This window comes from Streptomyces sp. DSM 106670 (assembly GCF_055792845.1).
In genome coordinates this window covers 3,578,214-3,596,792 of sequence record NZ_CM147704.1, presented here as the reverse complement: position 1 = coordinate 3,596,792, position 18,579 = coordinate 3,578,214, and the positions used below count along the sequence as shown (strand labels likewise).

Here is an 18,579-nt window from a genome sequence, read left to right as displayed (position 1 = left end):
GCCCGCCGTACGAGGGCGGTCACCCGGGTTCCGGCAGCCCCACCCGGTGCAGCAGCCAGCCGAAGTCGCCGAGGCCGCCGCGGGCGGTCAGCTCCGCCGCCTCGCCCGCCGCCGACAGCGCCCGTACATAGCCCGCCGGATCGGTGGCGGCCAGGCTCAGCGGCGGCCGGTCGCCCTCGACGCCCAGGCGGCGCAGCACCGCCCGCTGGTCGGTCAGTTCGGTGCTCGCGTGCGGTACGGCCGAGGACACCGCCGCCGCGCAGGCGTCCAGCGCCACATGGGCCGTCAGATCGCAGGAGCCGTCCGGCACCGGACGCGTCTCGCGCCCGTCCCGGAAGCCGGTCAGCGTCCCGAAGGGCGGCCGGGCGTCCCGTACGTGCGCGTAGTCCACCGCCACCGCGAGCCCGGCGGCCAGCGAACCGGCCGCGGCCGCCCACGCCTCGTCCCGGGAGCGCCCGATCTCCGCCCGCTCGCCCGGCGCGGACAGCGGCCACCAGCGCTCCAGCCACGCCGCGTCCGCCCCGGTCACCGCGGGGCCGAGCCGCTCCGCGCCGTCCGAGGCGCGCACCTGGACGTACCGGGGGACGCCGGCCGCGTCCGCCTCCGCCACCGCCGCCGGAACGTTGTCCAGCCACTCGTTGGCGAACAGCAGCCCGATGGTTCCGGAGGGCGGCTCCGCGCACCACTCGATCCGGGGGTCCAGGCCCGGCGGCCGGGCGGCGACCTCGACGGCGTACGGGGTCACCTCCAGCCCTTCCGGCAGCGCGGCCAGCACTCCGGTCAACAGCTCGCCGCGCCCCGCCCCGACGTCGACCAGCGCGACCGTGCCGGTCGCCAGTTCCCGTGCGATTCCGGTCAGCAGCCGGGCCACCGCCGCCGCGAAAAGGGGCGAGGCGTGGACCGACGTACGGAAGTGGCCGGCGGGCCCCTCCGGGCTCCGCAGCGGGCTGCGATAGAAGCCCTCATGTCCGTACAGGGCGGCCTGAGCCGCCTCCTGCCACCCACGCCACTCGTCCGTCACATGGGCAAGTCTCCACCTTGGGGAGTACGGTCCCCGTACCCGGATCGACCCTCCGGTTGACCCGGGCACCGATCCCCTGTCCCTACGCTGGGTTACGTGCAGCGCCTCTACGATTTCATCCGCAGACACCCGACGGGCGTCGACGTCTTCTGGGCCGTCTTCCTCCTCGGGCTCTCCGGCGTGTCGATGGCGTCGGGCATGTACGACGCGGGGCGCGAGGAGATCGTCGCCGTTCCGGTGGTGCTGGGGCTCTCCACGGTCGTGGCGCTGCGCCGCAGGGCCCCGGAGAAGATGCTGCTGCTCGCCGTCCTGGTGGGCGTCGTGCAGCTGGTGTTCAACGTACGGCCGGGCATCGGGAACTTCGCGATGCTGGTGATCACGTACACCGTGGCCACGGTCGGCGAGCGCTGGGCGTCCCGGCTCGCCCTGATCTGCAGCCTGAGCGCGGGGGCCCTGTCCCAGCTGCGGTGGGAGGCCGAGCCCGGGGGCTCCTGGGCGCAGATGATCTTCGTGACGATCATCATGACCGTGCCGTTCGTGCTGGCCTGGGTGCTCGGGGACTCGCTGCGGACCCGGCGCGCCTACTTCGACCAGCTGGAGGAGCGTGCCGCCCGCCTGGAGCGGGAACGCGAGGCGCAGTCCAAGGTCGCGGTCGCCGCCGAGCGGGCCCGGATCGCCCGCGAACTGCACGACGTCGTCGCGCACAACGTGTCCGTGATGGTCGTCCAGGCCGACGGCGCCGCCTACGTCATGGACGCCGCCCCCGACCAGGCCAAGCAGGCCCTGGAGACCATCTCCAGCACCGGCCGCCAGGCGCTCGCCGAGATGCGCCGGCTGCTCGGGGTGCTGCGCACCGGCGATGCCCCGGAGAGCGGCGAGTACGTTCCCCAGCCCGACGTCGAGCAGATCGAGGACCTGGTCGCGCAGGTGCGGCAGACCGGTCTGGAGGTCGACTTCAAGGTCGAGGGCACCCCCCGCCCGCTGCCCAGCGGCGTGGAGCTGACCGCGTACCGCGTCGTGCAGGAAGCCCTGACGAACACCCGCAAGCACGGCGGGCCCGACGCCGGGGCCAGTGTCCGGCTGGTCTACTTCGACGACGGCCTCGGGCTGCTGATCGAGGACGACGGCCGGGGCGCGGCGCACGAACTGTACGAGGACGGCGGCGCGGACGGCGCCGGGCACGGGATGATCGGGATGCGGGAGCGGGTCGGCATGGTCGGAGGCACCCTGGACGCGGGTCCCCGGCCCGGCGGCGGCTTCCGGATCAGCGCGCTGCTGCCGCTCAAGCCCCCGGGCTGACCGGGCCGGGTCCGGCCCTCCACGGCCGCCGAAGCCACAAGACACCCCCCAGGGCCACCACGACCGACCGACCGATTGACCGACCGACCTCAGGACAGGACACGTTCCCATGACCATGGCCATCCGCGTGATGCTCGTCGACGACCAGGTGCTGCTGCGGACCGGCTTCCGGATGGTGCTCGCCGCCCAACCCGACATGGAAGTCGTGGCCGAGGCCGGGGACGGGGCCGAGGCGATCGAGCTGCTGCGGTCGACCGCCGTCGACGTGGTCCTGATGGACGTCCGTATGCCCCGGCTGGACGGCGTCGAGGCGACCCGCCGTATCTGCGCGCAGCAGGACCCGCCGAAGGTGCTCATCCTGACCACCTTCGACCTCGACGAGTACGCCTTCTCCGGGCTGAAGGCCGGGGCCAGCGGCTTCATGCTCAAGGACGTACCGCCCGCCGAACTGCTCGCCGCGATCCGCTCGGTGCACAGCGGCGACGCGGTCGTCGCCCCGTCCACCACGCGCCGGCTGCTCGACCGCTTCTCGCCGATGCTGCCCAGCAGCGACAAGGAGCCGAAGAACAAGCACATCGGCAAGCTCACCGAGCGCGAACGGGAAGTCATGCTCCTGGTCGCCCAGGGCCTGTCGAACGGCGAGATCGCGGCCCGGCTGGTGCTCTCCGAGGCGACGGTCAAGACGCACGTCGGCCGCATCCTCACCAAGCTGAACCTCCGCGACCGGGTCCAGGTCGTCGTCCTCGCCTACGAGACCGGCCTGGTCCGGGCCGGCGGCGGCGCGGGCTGAGGGGCGAGGCCGAGGTGGGAGGACCGGCCGTGGGCACGCTGCTGTGGATCAACGGGCCGTTCGGCGGCGGCAAGACGCAGACGGCGTACGAGCTGCACCGGCGGCTCCCCGGCAGTGTGGTCTGCGACCCCGAGCACATCGGCTTCGGGCTGCACCGGACGCTGCCGCCCCGGCTGCGCGGCGACTTCCAGGATCTGGCGTCCTGGCGCTCCGGGGTCCGTGAGGTGCTCGGCCTCGCCCTGGAGCGGCACCCGGGGCCGGTGATCGTGCCGATGACACTGGTCGACCCGGGGTATTTCGCCGAGATCGTCGGACGGCTGCGCGAGGACGGCCACACCGTCCACCACAGCGCCCTGCTCGCGGAGCGCGCCACCGTTCTGCGGCGGCTGCGCGAACGCGGTCTCGTACGCGGGCTGAAGCGGGAGAGCTTCGCCGTGAGCCGGCTGGACGACTGCCTGGAGCGGCTCGCGCGCCCGGAGTTCGCCCTTCACATCCGTACGGACCGGGTGACGGTTCCCCAGGTGGCGGACCTGGTGGCCGGGGCCGCGGGCCTGACACCCGTGCCGGACACGGACGGCCGGCTGCGGCACCGGCTGCGGCGGACCTGGACGGGCGTGCGGCACATCCGCTTCGACTGAGGCGTTCGCCGCCGACCGCGGGCGGGCTCAGCGCAGGACGCCCTCCAGGAAGTCGCTGCCGAGCCGGGCCACGAGCGTCAGGTCCAGCTGGTGGAGGACGTAACGGCCCCGGCGGCGCGTCGTGACCAGGCCCGCCTTCTTGAGCACCGAGAGGTGGCGGGAGACCTCCGGGGAGGTGATGCCGTTGGATTCGGCCAGCTCACCGGTGGTGTACGGGGAGCGGGCCAGATTGCGGCAGAGCCGCATCCGCATCGGGTGGGCCAGGGCCTCCATCCGGCGCTGGAGCTGTTCCACGGTGGCGGGCGACGGCAGGTCGGGCAGGTGGACCGGGTAGTGGATCACCGGCCGCCAGCCCGGGGCGTGCAGCACCATCAGATGCGGCCAGCCGAAGCTGGTCGGGACGAACGTCAGGCCGGGGCCGACGCCCGGGTCGACGGCGGTGGTCCGGCCCTCGGACAGCTTGTCGATGCTGATCCGGCCCGCGTCCTCGTCCAGCGTCACGGCGGCGGACACCGCGCCGACCGCTTCGGCCAGCCCCTTGCGCCGCAGCAGCTCCGTCTTGTGGCGGGCGTCGGCGACCAGCTGCACGGAGGCCCGGCGCCAGGTGTCGGCGAAGAACGCCTGGTCGCAGTCCTCGAAGAGCCGCCGGATCCAGCCGCGTACGGAGACGGGGTCGGCCAGCAGCCGCCGGGTGAACTCCACCTGCTGCGGACCGCGCGCCGCCGCCAGCTCCAGGGCGCGGGCCCGCATCGCCGCGTCGCTCAGCGGCGACGGCGCCCCGGCCCCGTAATGGGTGGCGCAGGTGAACTCCAGGGCCGCGGCGACGAACCGCTCGTCGTCCATCCGGTCCAGCAGATCCAGGTCCTCGGCGAGCGTCGCCCCGGTCCTGCCGTCGCCGCCCCGGAGTCCGGAGAACGGCATGAACACATCGGAGAAGGTGTTCCGCCAGAGGAACTCCGCCTCCAGCATCCGGTCCGCGAGGTCGGCCTCCAGGCCCGCCGCGGTCGCGGTGGCCCAGCCGTGCAGCCCCGGGTGGTGGCCGGGCTCGGAGAGCGCGTGCAGGGCGAGGCCGAGTTCGGCCAGCGGGGAGGTCGCGAAAACGACGCGGTCGGCGGGCAGTCCCGCGATGTCTATGTGCACGCTCACCCCTCCATAGTGGGGGTACGCGCACGGGGCGTCGTGCCATTTGACGGGGGCCGTCAATCCGCGCGCGGCACCGCCGTGACCTGCGCAGGCTGTCCGCATGACCGCTCTCCAGCAGCACCTGCTCGACACCTACCGCGCGGCCCGCCTGTCCCGGCCCGCACCCCCGCCCCGGGCCGCCACGACGTCACGGCCCTGCGCAACCTGTACCGGCGCCTCCGCCCCACCACCTCCGGCACCCCATCAAGCCCGCCCGGCACCACCTCCAGCCCGTCCGGCACCACCTCCAGCCCGTCCGGCGTTTGAGGACGGAACCCTGGGCCGGGGGTCCGGTCACTGGACAGGCCCCGGCACCACCTCCAGCCCGTCCGGCGTTTGAGGACGGAACCCTGACGCCGGAGGGCCGGCACCGGACAAGGTCCTCCGGGCCCGGGGGCCGCCCCTAGGGCAAGGCCCCCTGCCCCAGGTACCCCACGAACCCCGCCACCGCCCCCCGCACATCCTCCGCCGACCACTCCAGCCCCGCCCCGGCCACCGTCACCTCCGTGACCGAGACCCCGGGCGGCAGCCCCGACCCGGGCGCCCCCGCGAACCACCGCCGGAACAGCGTCACCCCGGTCTCCTCGGCCTGCCGCACCGACGCCTCGTCCAGCACCTCGGCCCCGTACGGCAGCCAGACCTGGAACTGATGCGTGTGCGGCGGCTCCGGACGCACCCGGAACCACGGCACCCCCGACGCCGCGAACCCCTCCGCCAGCGCCCCGGCCACCACCTTCGCGTGCGCCACGTACGACGGCAGCCGAGGCAGCTCCCGCTCCAGCCCGATCAGCGCGGACAGCGCCGCCGGGTACTGCTGGAAGAGCTGACCCCCGTACCGGTGACGCCACACCCGCGCCTCCTCCACCAGCGTCGAAGGCCCCGCCAGCACCGCCCCGGACAGCCCGTCCAGCGACTTGTAGAACGACACGTACACGCTGTCCGCCAGCGCCGCGATCTCCGACAGCTCCCGCCCGAAGTGCGGACCGCACTCCCACAGCCGCGCCCCGTCGAAGTGGACCACCGCGTCCCGCTCCCGGGCCGCCTCCACCACCGCCGTCAGCTCCTCCCAGGACGGCAGGACGAACCCGGCGTCCCGCAGCGGCAGCTCCAGCATCAGCGTGCCGAACGGCTCGGGGAACTCCCGGATCTCCTCCGCGTCCGGCAGCCTCGGCTCGGACGTCGGATGCACCGTGCGCAGCCCGCTCACCACCCCCAGCGCCCCGCCCTCGTGCAGCTCCGGATGGGACAGCGGATGCAGCGCCACCGTCGCGTTCCCCGTACGCCCCGCCCAGCACCGCAGCGCGACCTGCTGGGCCATCGTCCCGGTCGGGAAGAACGCGGCCGCCTCCATCCCGAGCAGCCCGGCCACCCGCCGCTCCAGATCGGCGACGACCCCGCCGCCGTACACATCGGTACAGTCCTCCGGATCGTGTACGGACGCGGCGCCGGCCGCGAGCGCCGCCAGCCGCTCGCCCAGCGTGCCGTCCGCACCCACCCGGGCCAGCACCCGCCGCGACCCCCGCCACGCGGTCAGCCTGCGCCGCCGCTGCTCCTGCTCATCCATCGTCGCCATGGGACGATCATCACCCGGACCTCCGACAGCGCGCCCGCGGTATTCCGTCCCGCCCGGAAAGTTATCCACAGGCTGTGGGCAGGGGCGGGGCTTCCCCGAAACGCTGGCGTAGCATGCAGAGAAATCGTCCGGTACCCCCCGCGGACTGGAACGGAAGGCCATCGCCGCGTGAACGCATCAGTTTCGAAGGAACCCCTCGACGCGAGGGACCGCCCCGCCCGGCTCACGGTCGGCGTCGTCGGCGCGGGCCGGGTCGGACCCGCCCTCGCCGCGGCGCTCCAGCTAGCCGGGCACCGCCCGGTCGCCGTGTCCGGAGTCTCCGACGCCTCCCGGCACCGCGCCGCCGAGCTGCTCCCCGACGTGCCGCTGGTGGAGCCGGCCGAGGTGCTGGCCCGCGCCGAGCTGGTGCTGCTGACCGTCCCCGACGATGTGCTGCCCACGCTGGTCGAGGGCCTCGTCGAGACCGGTGCCGTACGGCCGGGACAGCTGCTCGTCCACACCTCCGGGCGGTACGGGGCGAAGGTGCTGGACCCCGCGCTGCGGGCCGGGGCGCTGCCGCTCGCGCTGCACCCCGCGATGACGTTCACCGGCACCGCCGTCGACGTCCAGCGGCTCGCGGGCTGCTCCTTCGGCGTCACCGCCCCCGAGGAACTGCGGCTGGCCGCCGAGGCGCTCGTCATCGAGATGGGCGGCGAGCCCGAGTGGATCGCCGAGGAGTCCCGCCCGCTCTACCACGCGGCCCTCGCGCTCGGCGCGAACCACCTGGTCACGTTGGTCGCCCAGTCGATGGAGCTGCTGACCAAGGCCGGGGTCACCGCGCCCGACCGGATGCTCGGCCCGCTGCTCGGCGCGGCTCTGGACAACGCCCTGCGCTCCGGCGACGCCGCGCTGACCGGCCCGGTGGCCCGGGGGGACGCGGGCACGGTCGCCGCCCACATCGGTGAGCTGCGTGCCCATGCTCCGCAGGCGGTGGCCGGATATGTCGCGATGGCCCGCGCCACGGCCGATCGCGCGCTCGCCCACGGCCTGCTCAAGGCCGAGCTGGCCGAGGACCTCCTCGTCGTCCTGGCCGACCAGGAGCGCCGCCCCGGCGGCCCCGGACCGGGGGAGACCCGATGACGCCGACCACCAGCGGGACCATCACCGGCCGGGCGATCACCAGCTGTACGGGAGCGGGGGAGACCCGATGACGCGCACGATGCGGACCGCCCTCCTGCGCACCGCCGCCGAGCTCGACGCGCTGCCCCGCCCCGCCGGGGCCGAGCGGGCCGTCGTCATGACGATGGGCGCGCTCCACGACGGCCACGCCGCCCTGATCCGCGCCGCCCGTGAAGCGGCGGGCCCGGACGGCCAGGTCGTGGTCACCGTCTTCGTGAACCCGCTGCAGTTCGGCGAGGCCGCCGACCTGGACCGCTATCCGCGCACCCTGGACGCCGACCTGGAGATCGCCGCGGCGGCGGGGGCCGACGCGGTCTTCGCCCCCGGGGTCGACGAGGTCTACCCCGGCGGCGAGCCCCAGGTCCGGATCACCGCCGGCCCCATGGGCGAGCGCCTAGAAGGCGCGGCCCGCCCGGGGCACTTCGACGGGATGCTCACCGTCGTCGCCAAGCTCCTCCACCTCACCCGCCCCGACGAGGCGTTCTACGGGCAGAAGGACGCTCAGCAGCTCGCCCTGATCCGCCGGATGGTCCGCGACCTGAATTTCGGCGTCCGGATCACCGGCGTCCCCACCGTCCGCGACCCCGACGGCCTGGCGCTCTCCAGCCGTAACCGCTTCCTCTCCGCCGAGGAGCGGCACACCGCGCTCGCCCTGTCCCGCGCGCTGTTCGCGGCCCGCGACCGGCTCGCCGCCCAGCAGGCCCTGCACGAGCGGGCCCGGGCCACCGCGCCCGGCGGCGACCGGGCCGCCGGGCTCAACAAGCTGGGCGAGGCCCGGGCCGCCGCCGACGCCCAGGCCGTGGCGCTGGCCCGGCCCAACGGGGCGCCCGCCGCCGTCCGCGCCGCCGCCCGGACCGTGCTGGAGGAGGCCGCCGCCCGGGGCAGGCTGCCGCTGGCCCTGGACTACCTGGCCCTGGTGGACCCGGCGGACTTCACCGAGATCCCGGACGACCGCGAGAGCGGGGAGGCGATCCTCGTCGTCGCGGCCCGGGTCGGGAACACCCGCCTCATCGACAACATCCCCCTCACCTTCGGAGCCCTCACGTGACCGGAATACGGCTGACCGCCCCCGCCCCCGGCTGGGCCATCGACGCGGACGTCGTGGTGGTCGGCTCCGGCGTCGCCGGACTCACCGCCGCCCTGCGCTGCGCCGCCGCCGGTCTGGACACCGTCGTCGTCACCAAGGCCCGCCTCGACGACGGCTCCACCCGCTGGGCCCAGGGCGGCATCGCCGCGGCCCTCGGCGAGGGCGACACCCCCGAGCAGCACCTCGACGACACCCTCGTCGCGGGCGCGGGCCTCTGCGACGAGGAGGCCGTGCGCACCCTGGTCACCGAGGGCCCCGACGCCGTACGCCGGCTGATCACCACCGGCGCGCACTTCGACACCACCGACAGCGGCGACATCGCGCTGACCCGCGAGGGCGGCCACCACCGCCGCCGCATCGCCCACGCGGGCGGTGACGCGACCGGCGCGGAGATCTCCCGCGCCCTGGTCGGCGCGGTCCGCGAGGCCGCCCTGCACACCATCGAGAACGCCCTGGTCCTGGACCTGCTCACGGACGCCGAAGGCCGTACGGCGGGCGTCTCGCTGCACGTCATGGGCGAGGGCCAGCACGACGGCGTCGGCGCGGTCCGGGCCCCCTCGGTGGTCCTCGCCACCGGCGGCATGGGCCAGGTCTTCTCCGCCACCACCAACCCCTCCGTCTCCACCGGCGACGGCGTGGCGCTGGCGCTGCGGGCCGGGGCGGAGGTCTCCGACCTGGAGTTCGTCCAGTTCCACCCGACCGTCCTGTTCCTCGGCGCGGACTCCGAGGGCCAGCAGCCGCTGGTCTCCGAAGCCGTACGGGGCGAGGGCGCGCATCTCGTCGACGCCGACGGCGTCCGGTTCATGGTCGGACAGCACGAGCTGGCCGAGCTGGCCCCGCGCGACATCGTCGCCAAGGGCATCACGCGCCGGATGCACGAGAAGGGCGCCGAGCACATGTATCTGGACGCCCGGCACTTCGGGGCGCGGATGTGGGAGCAGCGCTTCCCCACCATCCTGGCCGCCTGCCGGGCCCACGGCATCGACCCGGTGACCGAGCCGATCCCGGTCGCCCCGGCCGCGCACTACGCCTCCGGCGGCGTCCGCACCGACCTGCGCGGCCGCACCACCGTCCCCGGGCTGTACGCCTGCGGCGAGGTCGCCTGCACCGGGGTGCACGGGGCCAACCGCCTCGCGTCCAACTCCCTCCTGGAGGGCCTGGTCTTCGCCGAGCGCATCGCCGCCGACATCGCCGAGGCCCGCCCGCCCCGCACCGAACCGGCCGAAGCCCCCGGTGACACGGACGCCCCCGTGCCGCTGCTGGCCCCCGAGGCCCGTACGGCGATCCAGCGCACGATGACCCGGGGCGCCGGAGTGCTGCGCTCCGCCGACAGCCTGGCCGCCGCCGCCGATGAGCTGGAGGCCCTGCACCGGGAGGCCGCCGCCGACGCGGACGGGGCCAAGGCCGTCGTGCCCGGGGTCGACGCCTGGGAGGTCACCAATCTGCTCCTGGTCTCCCGGGTCCTGGTCGCCGCCGCCCGGGAACGCGAGGAGACCCGCGGCTGCCACTGGCGCGAGGACCGGCCCGACCGCGACGACGCCCACGGCCGCCGCCACCTGGTCGTCCGGATCGCACCGGACCGCACCCCGGTCGTCCACCGCACGGAGACCGCCGCATTCCCGCCCGTACGCCCGTCGGATTGAGCAGACTGCTGGAAGCAGCCGCTCCGCCGCACCCGCGGAGCAGCACCAGCCCCACCCGCACCACCCGCCACGCCCCCGAGGAGCCGACACCGTGAGCACGCCCGAAGAGAATCCGCGCCCCACACCCGTGGACGTACCGCTGATCAGCGTCGGCGCGCCCGCATCCTCCGCACCGACGGGAGGCGGCTGCGGCGACGGCTGCGGCTGCGGCGGTGACGAGGGCTTCGACCCCGAGGCCCTGGAGTGCGGCCTGGACCCGGCGCTCGCCCTGCTGCTGGCCCAGGCAGGACTGGACCCCGTCCAGGTCGAGGACGTCGCCCATGTGGCGATCGAGGAGGACCTCGACGGCGGGGTGGACGTCACGACCGTGGCGACCGTGCCCGAGGACGCCGTGATCACCGGTGACTTCACCGCCCGCGAGGCCGGTGTGGTCGCCGGGCTCCGGGTCGCCGAGGCGGTCCTGTCGATCGTCTGCACCGAGGCGTTCGAGGTCGAGCGGCACGTCGAGGACGGCGACCGGATCGTCCCCGGCCAGAAGCTGCTGACCGTCACCACCCGCACCCGCGACCTGCTGACCGGCGAGCGCAGCGCGCTCAACCTGCTCTGCCGCCTCTCGGGCATCGCGACCGCCACCCGCGCCTGGGCGGACGTGCTGGAGGGCTCCAAGGCCAAGGTCCGCGACACCCGCAAGACGACGGCGGGCCTGCGCGCCCTGGAGAAGTACGCGGTGCGCTGCGGCGGCGGCGTCAACCACCGGATGTCGCTCTCCGACGCGGCCCTGGTCAAGGACAACCACGTGATCGCCGCGGGCGGCGTCGCGGAGGCGTTCAAGCGGGTCCGCGCCGAGTTCCCCGAGCTGCCCATCGAGGTCGAGGTCGACACGATGGACCAGGTCCGCGAGGTGCTGGACGCGGGCGTCGACCTGATCCTGCTGGACAACTTCACCCCGGCCGAGACCGCCGAGGCGGTCGCCCTGGTCGACGGCCGGGCGATCCTGGAGTCCTCGGGCCGCCTCACCCTCGACTCGGCCCGCGCCTACGCGGATGCGGGCGTCGACTATCTCGCGGTCGGGGCGCTCACCCACTCCTCGCCGATCCTCGACATCGGCCTGGACTTCCGTGACGCGGACGCGTCCCCCTCCGCCGGGGACGGGGCCGACGCCTGATGCTGCTCACCATCGACGTCGGCAACACGCACACGGTCCTCGGCCTCTTCGACGGCGAGGAGATCGTCGAGCACTGGCGGATCTCCACCGACGCCCGCCGCACCGCGGACGAGCTGGCCGTCCTGCTCCAGGGCCTGATGGGCATGCACCCGCTGCTCGGCATGGAGCTGGGCGACGGCATCGAGGGCATCGCGATCTGCGCCACCGTCCCCTCGGTCCTGCACGAGCTGCGCGAGGTCACCCGGCGCTACTACGGCGACGTCCCCGCCGTCCTGGTGGAGCCGGGCGTCAAGACGGGCGTGCCGATCCTGATGGACAACCCCAAGGAGGTCGGCGCGGACCGCATCATCAACGCGGTCGCCGCCGTCGAGCTGTACGGGGGCCCGGCGATCGTCGTCGACTTCGGCACCGCCACCACCTTCGACGCGGTCTCCCCGCGCGGCGAGTACGCGGGCGGGGTGATCGCCCCCGGCATCGAGATCTCGGTGGAGGCGCTCGGCGTCCGGGGCGCCCAGCTCCGCAAGATCGAGCTGGCCCGGCCGCGCAGCGTGATCGGCAAGAACACCGTCGAGGCCATGCAGTCCGGCATCATCTACGGTTTCGCCGGCCAGGTCGACGGGGTGGTGGCCCGGATGAAGAAGGAACTGGCCGCCGACCCGGACGACGTCACGGTCATCGCGACGGGCGGCCTTGCTCCGATGGTGTTGGGGGAGTCCTCCGTCATCGACGAGCACGAGCCGTGGCTGACGCTCATCGGGCTGCGCCTGGTCTACGAGCGGAACGTGTCCCGCTCGTAGCGGGCGCGCCGCGGGGCCCGGCGTACCTGCGGGAACGGCCGGGACGGTGGGCCGGGGAACGGCTCCGGCGCGCCGCGCCACCAGCGACCAGTTAAACGGATTTTGTCCATTTAGCACGTATTGTCGCGCTATGCCCACGCCCTACGGTTCACGAGGCGGCATGGCGTTCAGCGCGGACGAGCTGCGGGTGCTCCGACGTGCCCTCGCCATCGCCCTCCACCCCATGCCCCTGTCCGACGAGGACGTCCAGGACTGCCTGCGGCTCGCCGGCTCCGTGGACGAGGCGGTCGGCGAGGCGGGTCGGCTGCGAGCGTTCCTCCTCGCCGACCTCGCCCGCTACCGCAACGCCCTCCCCGGCTCCGTCACCGGCTATCTGGAGCTGCTCCAGGACGCCCTGGCGGCCGGCTACGACCCCCGCCCGGACGATCTGGCCGCGCTGCGCGCCCTGCGCGGGAGGCCGCTCGCGGCGACCCTCCTGGAGCGCTGTCAGGTGCTCGCCGAGCGTTCCGTACGCGCCCGGCTCGCCGGCCGCTCCGCCGGGCTCGCGGCCCCCGGCCCCCGCAGCCGGCTGCTCGCCCTGCCCGGCGGCCGCGCCGCCGACCGGGAACCGGACCGGCCCAGGACCCCGGCCGCTCCGGACAGCCCGCGGAAGCCCGGAGACCGCCCGATGCCCAAGCCCTCCGAGGTCTTCCCGCCGCGCCGCAGGCCCGCACCGCCCCCGTCCGAGGAGCGGGCGGCCGGCTGACGCTCCGGCGGTGTCCGACGCGGCAGCCTCCACCGGGAGGTCGCCGCGTCGGGCCGTTCGGCGCTCGCTACTCTGGACGGCATGGACTATGTATCCGCGCTCGTGCCGCCCGTGGTGATGGCCGTCTTCTTCATCTCCCTGATCGTGATCATCGTCAAGAGTCAGGGTGGCCCGAACAAGGCCAAGGAGGACGCCGCGGTGGACGCGACGTTCGCCCGCGCGGAATCCGCAAAGCAGACCGCTCGTCCGGAGAATGTCTGACCGCGGAAGCGGCCCGTCCGCCCCGCGCCTTCCCGGCGCACGCACCCGGAGCGCACGACTCGTCCGAGCCGTGCGCTCTTTTGCTGTGTAAATACCAGAACATTCAGGACATCTAGCACTAAAATGATCTGGTGCCCCGCCAATTGGGAGACCTCGAAGACGCCGTGATGACGCGCGTCTGGCAATGGAACCGACCGGTCACGGTGCGGGAAGTCCTTGAGGACCTTCAGCAGGAACGGTCCATCGCCTACACGACCGTGATGACGGTAATGGACAATCTCCATCAGAAGGGCTGGGTGCGCAGGGAAGTCGACGGCCGGGCCTATCGATATACGGCCGTCTCCACCCGGGCCGCCTACTCGGCCGCACTGATGAACGAAGCCTGGTCGCTCAGTGACAACCCCGCCGCCGCACTTGTCGCGTTCTTCGGCATGATGTCCGCCGAGCAGCGCGAAGCGCTCCAGGATGCCGTTCGGATGGTTTCCCCCAACCCCGCCGAAAGTGCCCCGGGCAACCCCGCGGAACCGACCGCCGACGCCGCCGGAGATGACGCCCCGGCCGATGACGCGACGCCGGAGAGCGGGCGATAGCGTCGGGGCATGTCCTCAGAGCAGCCGCAAAGCGATCCGGAAACCGAACTCCATACCGACCCGTCGGTAAATAAGCCCGCCATCACCGTCCGACGGGCCAGGACGAGTGATGTCGGTTCGGTGCGACGACTCCTCGACGGGTACGTGTCCGGAGGCATCCTGCTCGACAAAGCGACCGTCACCCTTTACGAGGACATCCAGGAGTTCTGGGTCGCGGAACGCGACGAGGACGCGACGGTCATCGGCTGCGGCGCACTTCATGTCATGTGGGAAGACCTGGCAGAAGTGCGGACCCTTGCCGTCGACCCCCGCATCAAGGGTGCGGGGGTGGGGCATCACGTACTGGACAAGCTCTTGCAGACCGCGCGATGGCTCGGTGTCCGCAGGGTTTTCTGTCTCACCTTCGAAGTGGACTTCTTCGCGAAGCACGGGTTCGTCGAGATCGGAGAGACGCCCGTAGACACCGATGTCTACAGTGAGCTGCTGCGTTCCTACGACGAGGGTGTCGCGGAGTTCCTCGGTCTCGAACGAGTGAAGCCGAACACCTTGGGCAACAGCCGGATGCTTCTGCACCTGTGATCTGCAGAAGGACCTGCAACCCTATGTCCGAATCGCGCACGTTTCCCGTCTTCTCGGGCTGCTGAACCTCTCCCGGGGGTTTGTGTTTTCGGGGGAAAAGCGGTTTCCTTTCCGCGTACTCCATTTTCGATGAAAGGATATCCCGTGGCACAGAAGGTTCAGGTCCTTCTTGTCGATGACCTCGACGGCGTCGAGGCCGACGAGACCGTCACGTTCGCTCTTGACGGCAAGACGTACGAGATCGACCTCACCACGGCCAACGCGGACAAGCTTCGCGGCCTTCTCGAGCCCTACACCAAGGGTGGACGTCGCACCGGTGGCCGTGCCGCCACGGGCCGTGGCAAGGGCCGCGCCGTGTCCGGCGGTAACAAGGACACCGCGGAAATCCGCCGGTGGGCCCGGGAGAACGGCCACAATGTGAATGACCGCGGCCGCGTTCCCGCCGAGATCCGTGAGGCTTACGAGAAGGCCAACGGCTGATCCGCTCCACCCCTTGTCAGCACCCCGGAACGGGCGTGCGACAACCGGACCCGATGGCATTCCGTGGCCGCGGCGTCCACCAGGCGTACGAGATCGGGGGCATCCCCACCGCTGCTCCCGAAGCCCGTGAGGGCCGGCAGCCCCGGCTCGGGCGCATGCCTCGGCTCTGGGGGCCGCAGCCAGAGCGCGGCCCCCGGCGAGTCCCCGGGGGAACCAGGGAGGGGCGGGGCCGCGACGCGGCCCCCCGCACCCACGGCGGTCAGGTCCAGCGGGACCGGACCCCACTCCAGCCAGTCGAGCAGCCCCGGCAGCTCATCGGCGCCGCCCGCGGCGACCAGCAGCCCCATCCGCGCACCGGACAGCAGCACGGGACCGGTGCGCACCCCGCGCCGCAGCACGGCGTGACCGGCCTCGGCGGGCAGCTCCAGCACATCGAAGCGCACCCCGGTGAGCAGCCGCAGCGGAGCGCGCCCCTCGGTCGCCCAGCCCAGCTCCCGCGCGTACCGCCGGGCGAGAGCGGCGTCGGCGGAACCCGGAGCGGCATCGGGTGACGATCGGGGCTGCGGGACGGTGGGGGTCATGTCCGATGAACCGCCGAACCGCCTCCGGAGTTACGCATGGTCCGCGCCGCATCACCCTGTGTACCGCCCGCGGGGGCGCGCGAGAGCATTCAGCAGCGCAAGGATGTTCGCCCGTAGCGGAGGGAACCGGGGCGCGCCGCATGGACTGTCAGTGATTGCGGGTAAGACTTTCCTAGTGGGAAGGGGCGACACGCTGGCCGAGGCGTCTCACGTTCGCCATCGGCGTACTGGCGAAAGGGGTATCTGCCTGGCCTGCGGGAACATCGTCTCGCACCATCGGGTTGGAGCAGTTGTCAGCTGTTCGGCAGTAAGAATCCCCGCCCGGCGCGGGGTGATCCGGACGGATGTCGGCAGTTGGAATGAGCTGTCCCGTCCTGCGGGACTAGCATGCGGAAGGACTGGGAGGGGACCGACCCCTCACTGACCGACCGCTCTGAGGAGCGATTAACGATGTTCGAGAGGTTCACCGACCGCGCGCGGCGGGTTGTCGTCCTGGCTCAGGAAGAAGCCCGGATGCTCAACCACAACTACATCGGCACCGAGCACATCCTCCTGGGCCTGATCCACGAGGGTGAGGGTGTCGCCGCTAAGGCCCTGGAGAGCCTCGGGATTTCGCTCGAGGCGGTCCGCCAGCAGGTGGAGGAGATCATCGGGCAGGGGCAGCAGGCTCCTTCCGGGCACATCCCCTTCACCCCGCGAGCCAAGAAGGTCCTGGAGCTGTCGCTCCGCGAGGCCCTTCAGCTGGGCCACAACTACATCGGCACCGAGCACATCCTGCTCGGCCTGATCCGCGAGGGCGAGGGCGTCGCGGCCCAGGTCCTCGTGAAGCTGGGCGCCGACCTGAACCGGGTCCGGCAGCAGGTCATCCAGCTGCTTTCCGGGTACTCGGGCGGCAAGGAGGCGGCCACCGCAGGCGGTCCCGCCGAGGGCACGCCCTCCACGTCCCTGGTGCTCGACCAGTTCGGCCGGAATCTCACCCAGGCCGCTCGTGAATCCAAGCTCGACCCGGTCATCGGGCGCGAGAAGGAGATCGAGCGGGTCATGCAGGTGCTGTCCCGCCGGACCAAGAACAACCCGGTCCTCATCGGCGAGCCCGGCGTCGGCAAGACGGCGGTCGTCGAGGGCCTGGCCCAGGCGATCGTCAAGGGCGAGGTGCCCGAGACCCTCAAGGACAAGCACCTCTACACCCTGGACCTCGGCGCCCTGGTCGCCGGTTCGCGGTACCGGGGTGACTTCGAGGAGCGCCTGAAGAAGGTCCTCAAGGAGATCCGCACCCGCGGCGACATCATCCTGTTCATCGACGAGCTCCACACGCTGGTCGGTGCGGGTGCCGCGGAAGGCGCCATCGACGCGGCTTCGATCCTGAAGCCCATGCTGGCGCGCGGTGAGCTCCAGACCATCGGCGCCACCACGCTCGACGAGTACCGCAAGCACCTGGAGAAGGACGCCGCTCTTGAGCGCCGCTTCCAGCCCATCCAGGTCGCGGAGCCGTCGCTGCCGCACACCATCGAGATCCTCAAGGGGCTGCGCGACCGTTACGAGGCCCACCACCGGGTCTCCATCACGGACGAGGCCCTCGTCCAGGCCGCGACCCTGGCCGACCGGTACATCTCGGACCGCTTCCTGCCGGACAAGGCGATCGACCTGATCGACGAGGCCGGTTCCCGGATGCGCATCCGCCGGATGACCGCGCCGCCGGACCTCCGCGAGTTCGACGAGAAGATCGCCGGTGTCCGCCGGGACAAGGAGTCGGCCATCGACTCCCAGGACTTCGAGAAGGCAGCCTCGCTCCGCGACAAGGAGAAGCAGCTGCTGGCGGCGAAGGCCAAGCGGGAGAAGGAATGGAAGGCCGGCGACATGGACGTCGTCGCCGAGGTCGACGGCGAGCTCATCGCCGAAGTCCTGGCCACGGCCACCGGAATCCCGGTCTTCAAGCTGACGGAGGAGGAGTCCTCCCGTCTGCTGCGCATGGAGGACGAGCTCCACAAGCGCGTCATCGGGCAGAAGGACGCCATCAAGGCCCTTTCGCAGGCGATCCGCCGTACGCGAGCCGGCCTGAAGGACCCGAAGCGCCCGGGTGGCTCGTTCATCTTCGCCGGCCCGTCCGGTGTCGGTAAGACCGAGCTCTCCAAGACGCTCGCCGAATTCCTCTTCGGCGACGAGGACGCGCTGATCTCCCTCGACATGTCGGAGTTCAGCGAGAAGCACACGGTTTCCCGCCTCTTCGGTTCGCCCCCCGGTTACGTGGGCTACGAGGAGGGCGGCCAGCTCACCGAGAAGGTGCGCCGCAAGCCGTTCTCCGTCGTCCTCTTCGACGAGGTCGAGAAGGCCCACCCCGATATCTTCAATTCCCTGCTCCAGATTCTGGAGGACGGTCGCCTGACCGACTCCCAGGGTCGGGTCGTGGACTTCAAGAACACGGTCATCATCATGACGACCAACCTCGGGACCCGGGACATCTCGAAGGGCTTCAACCTGGGCTTCGCCGCCCAGGGCGACGTCAAGACGAACTACGAGCGCATGAAGGTCAAGGTCAACGAAGAGCTCAAGCAGCACTTCCGGCCGGAATTCCTCAACCGTGTCGACGACACGGTGGTCTTCCACCAGCTGACCGAGGAAGACATCATCCAGATCGTCGACCTCATGCTCGCCAAGGTCGACGAGCGTCTCAAGGACCGCGACATGGGCATCGAGCTCAGCGCCGAGGCCAAGACGCTCCTCGCCAAGAAGGGCTACGACCCCGTGATGGGCGCCCGGCCGCTGCGCCGGACGATCCAGCGGCAGATCGAGGACATCCTCTCCGAGAAGATCCTCTTCGGTGAGCTGCGTCCCGGTCACATCGTGGTCGTGGGCACCGAGGGCGAGGGTGACGACAAGACGTTCACCTTCCGGGGCGAGGAGAAGTCGGCTCTGCCCGACGTCCCCCCGATCGAGCAGGCGGCAGGCGGCGCCGGCCCGAACCTCACGAAGGACGCGTGACGCGCACGTAG

18 protein-coding genes are annotated in these 18,579 nt (G+C 72.3%); 14 read left to right on the top strand and 4 right to left on the bottom strand.

What is annotated here, in order from left to right; translation table 11 throughout:
• Positions 1-19: 19 nt before the first annotated feature.
• A complete protein-coding gene (locus tag ACSMXR_RS15840; RefSeq protein ID WP_473172155.1) occupies positions 20-1,021 on the bottom strand; it encodes an SAM-dependent methyltransferase in 1,002 nt (333 codons plus the stop codon).
• A gap of 96 nt (positions 1,022-1,117) precedes the next feature.
• On the opposite strand from ACSMXR_RS15840, the gene ACSMXR_RS15835 reads away from it, so the two are divergent.
• The 3 genes from ACSMXR_RS15835 to ACSMXR_RS15825 all read left to right on the top strand — a co-directional run bounded on the left by ACSMXR_RS15835 (position 1,118) and on the right by ACSMXR_RS15825 (position 3,748).
• A complete protein-coding gene (locus tag ACSMXR_RS15835) occupies positions 1,118-2,320 on the top strand; it encodes a sensor histidine kinase (protein WP_137234965.1) in 1,203 nt (400 codons plus the stop codon).
• Between the two features lie 115 nt (positions 2,321-2,435).
• Complete coding sequence (locus ACSMXR_RS15830) at positions 2,436-3,110, top strand: response regulator transcription factor (RefSeq protein WP_137235016.1); 675 nt, start codon at positions 2,436-2,438, stop codon at positions 3,108-3,110.
• Positions 3,111-3,139: 29 nt separating this feature from the next.
• Positions 3,140-3,748, top strand: a complete 609-nt coding sequence (locus ACSMXR_RS15825) for an AAA family ATPase (protein WP_364887238.1) — start codon at positions 3,140-3,142, stop codon at positions 3,746-3,748.
• A 27-nt stretch (positions 3,749-3,775) separates the two neighbouring features.
• On the opposite strand, the gene ACSMXR_RS15820 is transcribed toward ACSMXR_RS15825, so the two are convergent.
• Together ACSMXR_RS15820 and ACSMXR_RS15815 are read right to left on the bottom strand one after the other, a co-directional pair.
• The gene (locus tag ACSMXR_RS15820; RefSeq protein WP_381911562.1) at positions 3,776-4,888 is read right to left on the bottom strand and encodes a DUF5937 family protein; all 1,113 of its coding nucleotides are present in this window, start codon (positions 4,886-4,888) and stop codon (positions 3,776-3,778) included.
• 445 nt (positions 4,889-5,333) lie between these two features.
• Positions 5,334-6,503, bottom strand: a complete 1,170-nt coding sequence (locus tag ACSMXR_RS15815; protein WP_473172154.1) for a threonine aldolase family protein — start codon at positions 6,501-6,503, stop codon at positions 5,334-5,336.
• A gap of 168 nt (positions 6,504-6,671) precedes the next feature.
• On the opposite strand from ACSMXR_RS15815, the gene ACSMXR_RS15810 reads away from it, so the two are divergent.
• From ACSMXR_RS15810 to ACSMXR_RS15765, 10 genes are all read left to right on the top strand, one after another.
• Positions 6,672-7,622 (top strand): Rossmann-like and DUF2520 domain-containing protein, encoded by a 951-nt coding sequence (locus ACSMXR_RS15810; protein ID WP_473172153.1) that lies wholly within the window; start codon positions 6,672-6,674, stop codon positions 7,620-7,622.
• A 67-nt stretch (positions 7,623-7,689) separates the two neighbouring features.
• Positions 7,690-8,709: a pantoate--beta-alanine ligase gene (gene panC, locus ACSMXR_RS15805; RefSeq protein WP_364887229.1), complete on the top strand. Its 1,020-nt coding sequence runs from the start codon at positions 7,690-7,692 to the stop codon at positions 8,707-8,709.
• The gene (locus ACSMXR_RS15800; RefSeq protein WP_473172152.1) at positions 8,706-10,391 is read left to right on the top strand and encodes an L-aspartate oxidase; all 1,686 of its coding nucleotides are present in this window, start codon (positions 8,706-8,708) and stop codon (positions 10,389-10,391) included. Before panC ends, ACSMXR_RS15800 begins: the two co-directional genes overlap by 4 nt.
• A gap of 91 nt (positions 10,392-10,482) precedes the next feature.
• Positions 10,483-11,556: a carboxylating nicotinate-nucleotide diphosphorylase gene (nadC, locus tag ACSMXR_RS15795; protein ID WP_473172151.1), complete on the top strand. Its 1,074-nt coding sequence runs from the start codon at positions 10,483-10,485 to the stop codon at positions 11,554-11,556.
• Positions 11,556-12,353 (top strand): type III pantothenate kinase, encoded by a 798-nt coding sequence (locus ACSMXR_RS15790; RefSeq protein ID WP_030087892.1) that lies wholly within the window; start codon positions 11,556-11,558, stop codon positions 12,351-12,353. Before nadC ends, ACSMXR_RS15790 begins: the two co-directional genes overlap by 1 nt.
• Positions 12,354-12,513: 160 nt before the next feature.
• The gene (locus ACSMXR_RS15785) at positions 12,514-13,098 is read left to right on the top strand and encodes a hypothetical protein (RefSeq protein ID WP_030087888.1); all 585 of its coding nucleotides are present in this window, start codon (positions 12,514-12,516) and stop codon (positions 13,096-13,098) included.
• Between the two features lie 81 nt (positions 13,099-13,179).
• On the top strand, positions 13,180-13,359 hold the full coding sequence (locus ACSMXR_RS15780; protein WP_086779591.1) for a hypothetical protein: 180 nt from the start codon (positions 13,180-13,182) through the stop codon (positions 13,357-13,359).
• A 131-nt stretch (positions 13,360-13,490) separates the two neighbouring features.
• Positions 13,491-13,949, top strand: a complete 459-nt coding sequence (locus ACSMXR_RS15775) for a BlaI/MecI/CopY family transcriptional regulator (protein WP_137234960.1) — start codon at positions 13,491-13,493, stop codon at positions 13,947-13,949.
• A 9-nt stretch (positions 13,950-13,958) separates the two neighbouring features.
• The gene (locus ACSMXR_RS15770) at positions 13,959-14,528 is read left to right on the top strand and encodes an amino-acid N-acetyltransferase (protein WP_030625797.1); all 570 of its coding nucleotides are present in this window, start codon (positions 13,959-13,961) and stop codon (positions 14,526-14,528) included.
• 144 nt (positions 14,529-14,672) lie between these two features.
• A complete protein-coding gene (locus ACSMXR_RS15765) occupies positions 14,673-15,008 on the top strand; it encodes a histone-like nucleoid-structuring protein Lsr2 (protein WP_018489329.1) in 336 nt (111 codons plus the stop codon).
• On the opposite strand, the gene ACSMXR_RS15760 is transcribed toward ACSMXR_RS15765, so the two are convergent.
• Entirely contained in the window at positions 14,987-15,589 is a 603-nt protein-coding gene (locus ACSMXR_RS15760; protein WP_218525932.1) for an SCO3374 family protein, read from the bottom strand. The two genes, ACSMXR_RS15765 and ACSMXR_RS15760, sit on opposite strands and share 22 nt — an antisense overlap.
• Before the next feature lie 450 nt (positions 15,590-16,039).
• Between ACSMXR_RS15760 and ACSMXR_RS15755 the strand changes: the two genes are divergently transcribed.
• On the top strand, positions 16,040-18,568 hold the full coding sequence (locus ACSMXR_RS15755) for an ATP-dependent Clp protease ATP-binding subunit (protein WP_030087877.1): 2,529 nt from the start codon (positions 16,040-16,042) through the stop codon (positions 18,566-18,568).
• The last annotated feature ends 11 nt before the right edge of the window (positions 18,569-18,579 follow it).

Excerpts from the sequence above, each read along its gene's own strand:
- ACSMXR_RS15780 (WP_086779591.1), top strand. The coding sequence starts at position 13,180 with ATGGACTATGTATCCGCGCTCGTGCCGCCCGTGGTGATGGCCGTCTTC.
- panC (WP_364887229.1), top strand. The coding sequence starts at position 7,690 with ATGACGCGCACGATGCGGACCGCCCTCCTGCGCACCGCCGCCGAGCTC.
- ACSMXR_RS15830 (WP_137235016.1), top strand. The coding sequence starts at position 2,436 with ATGGCCATCCGCGTGATGCTCGTCGACGACCAGGTGCTGCTGCGGACC.
- ACSMXR_RS15815 (WP_473172154.1), bottom strand. The coding sequence starts at position 6,503 with ATGGCGACGATGGATGAGCAGGAGCAGCGGCGGCGCAGGCTGACCGCG.
- ACSMXR_RS15790 (WP_030087892.1), top strand. The coding sequence starts at position 11,556 with ATGCTGCTCACCATCGACGTCGGCAACACGCACACGGTCCTCGGCCTC.
- ACSMXR_RS15760 (WP_218525932.1), bottom strand. The coding sequence starts at position 15,589 with ATGACCCCCACCGTCCCGCAGCCCCGATCGTCACCCGATGCCGCTCCG.
- ACSMXR_RS15755 (WP_030087877.1), top strand. The coding sequence starts at position 16,040 with ATGTTCGAGAGGTTCACCGACCGCGCGCGGCGGGTTGTCGTCCTGGCT.
- ACSMXR_RS15785 (WP_030087888.1), top strand. The coding sequence starts at position 12,514 with ATGGCGTTCAGCGCGGACGAGCTGCGGGTGCTCCGACGTGCCCTCGCC.
- ACSMXR_RS15770 (WP_030625797.1), top strand. The coding sequence starts at position 13,959 with ATGTCCTCAGAGCAGCCGCAAAGCGATCCGGAAACCGAACTCCATACC.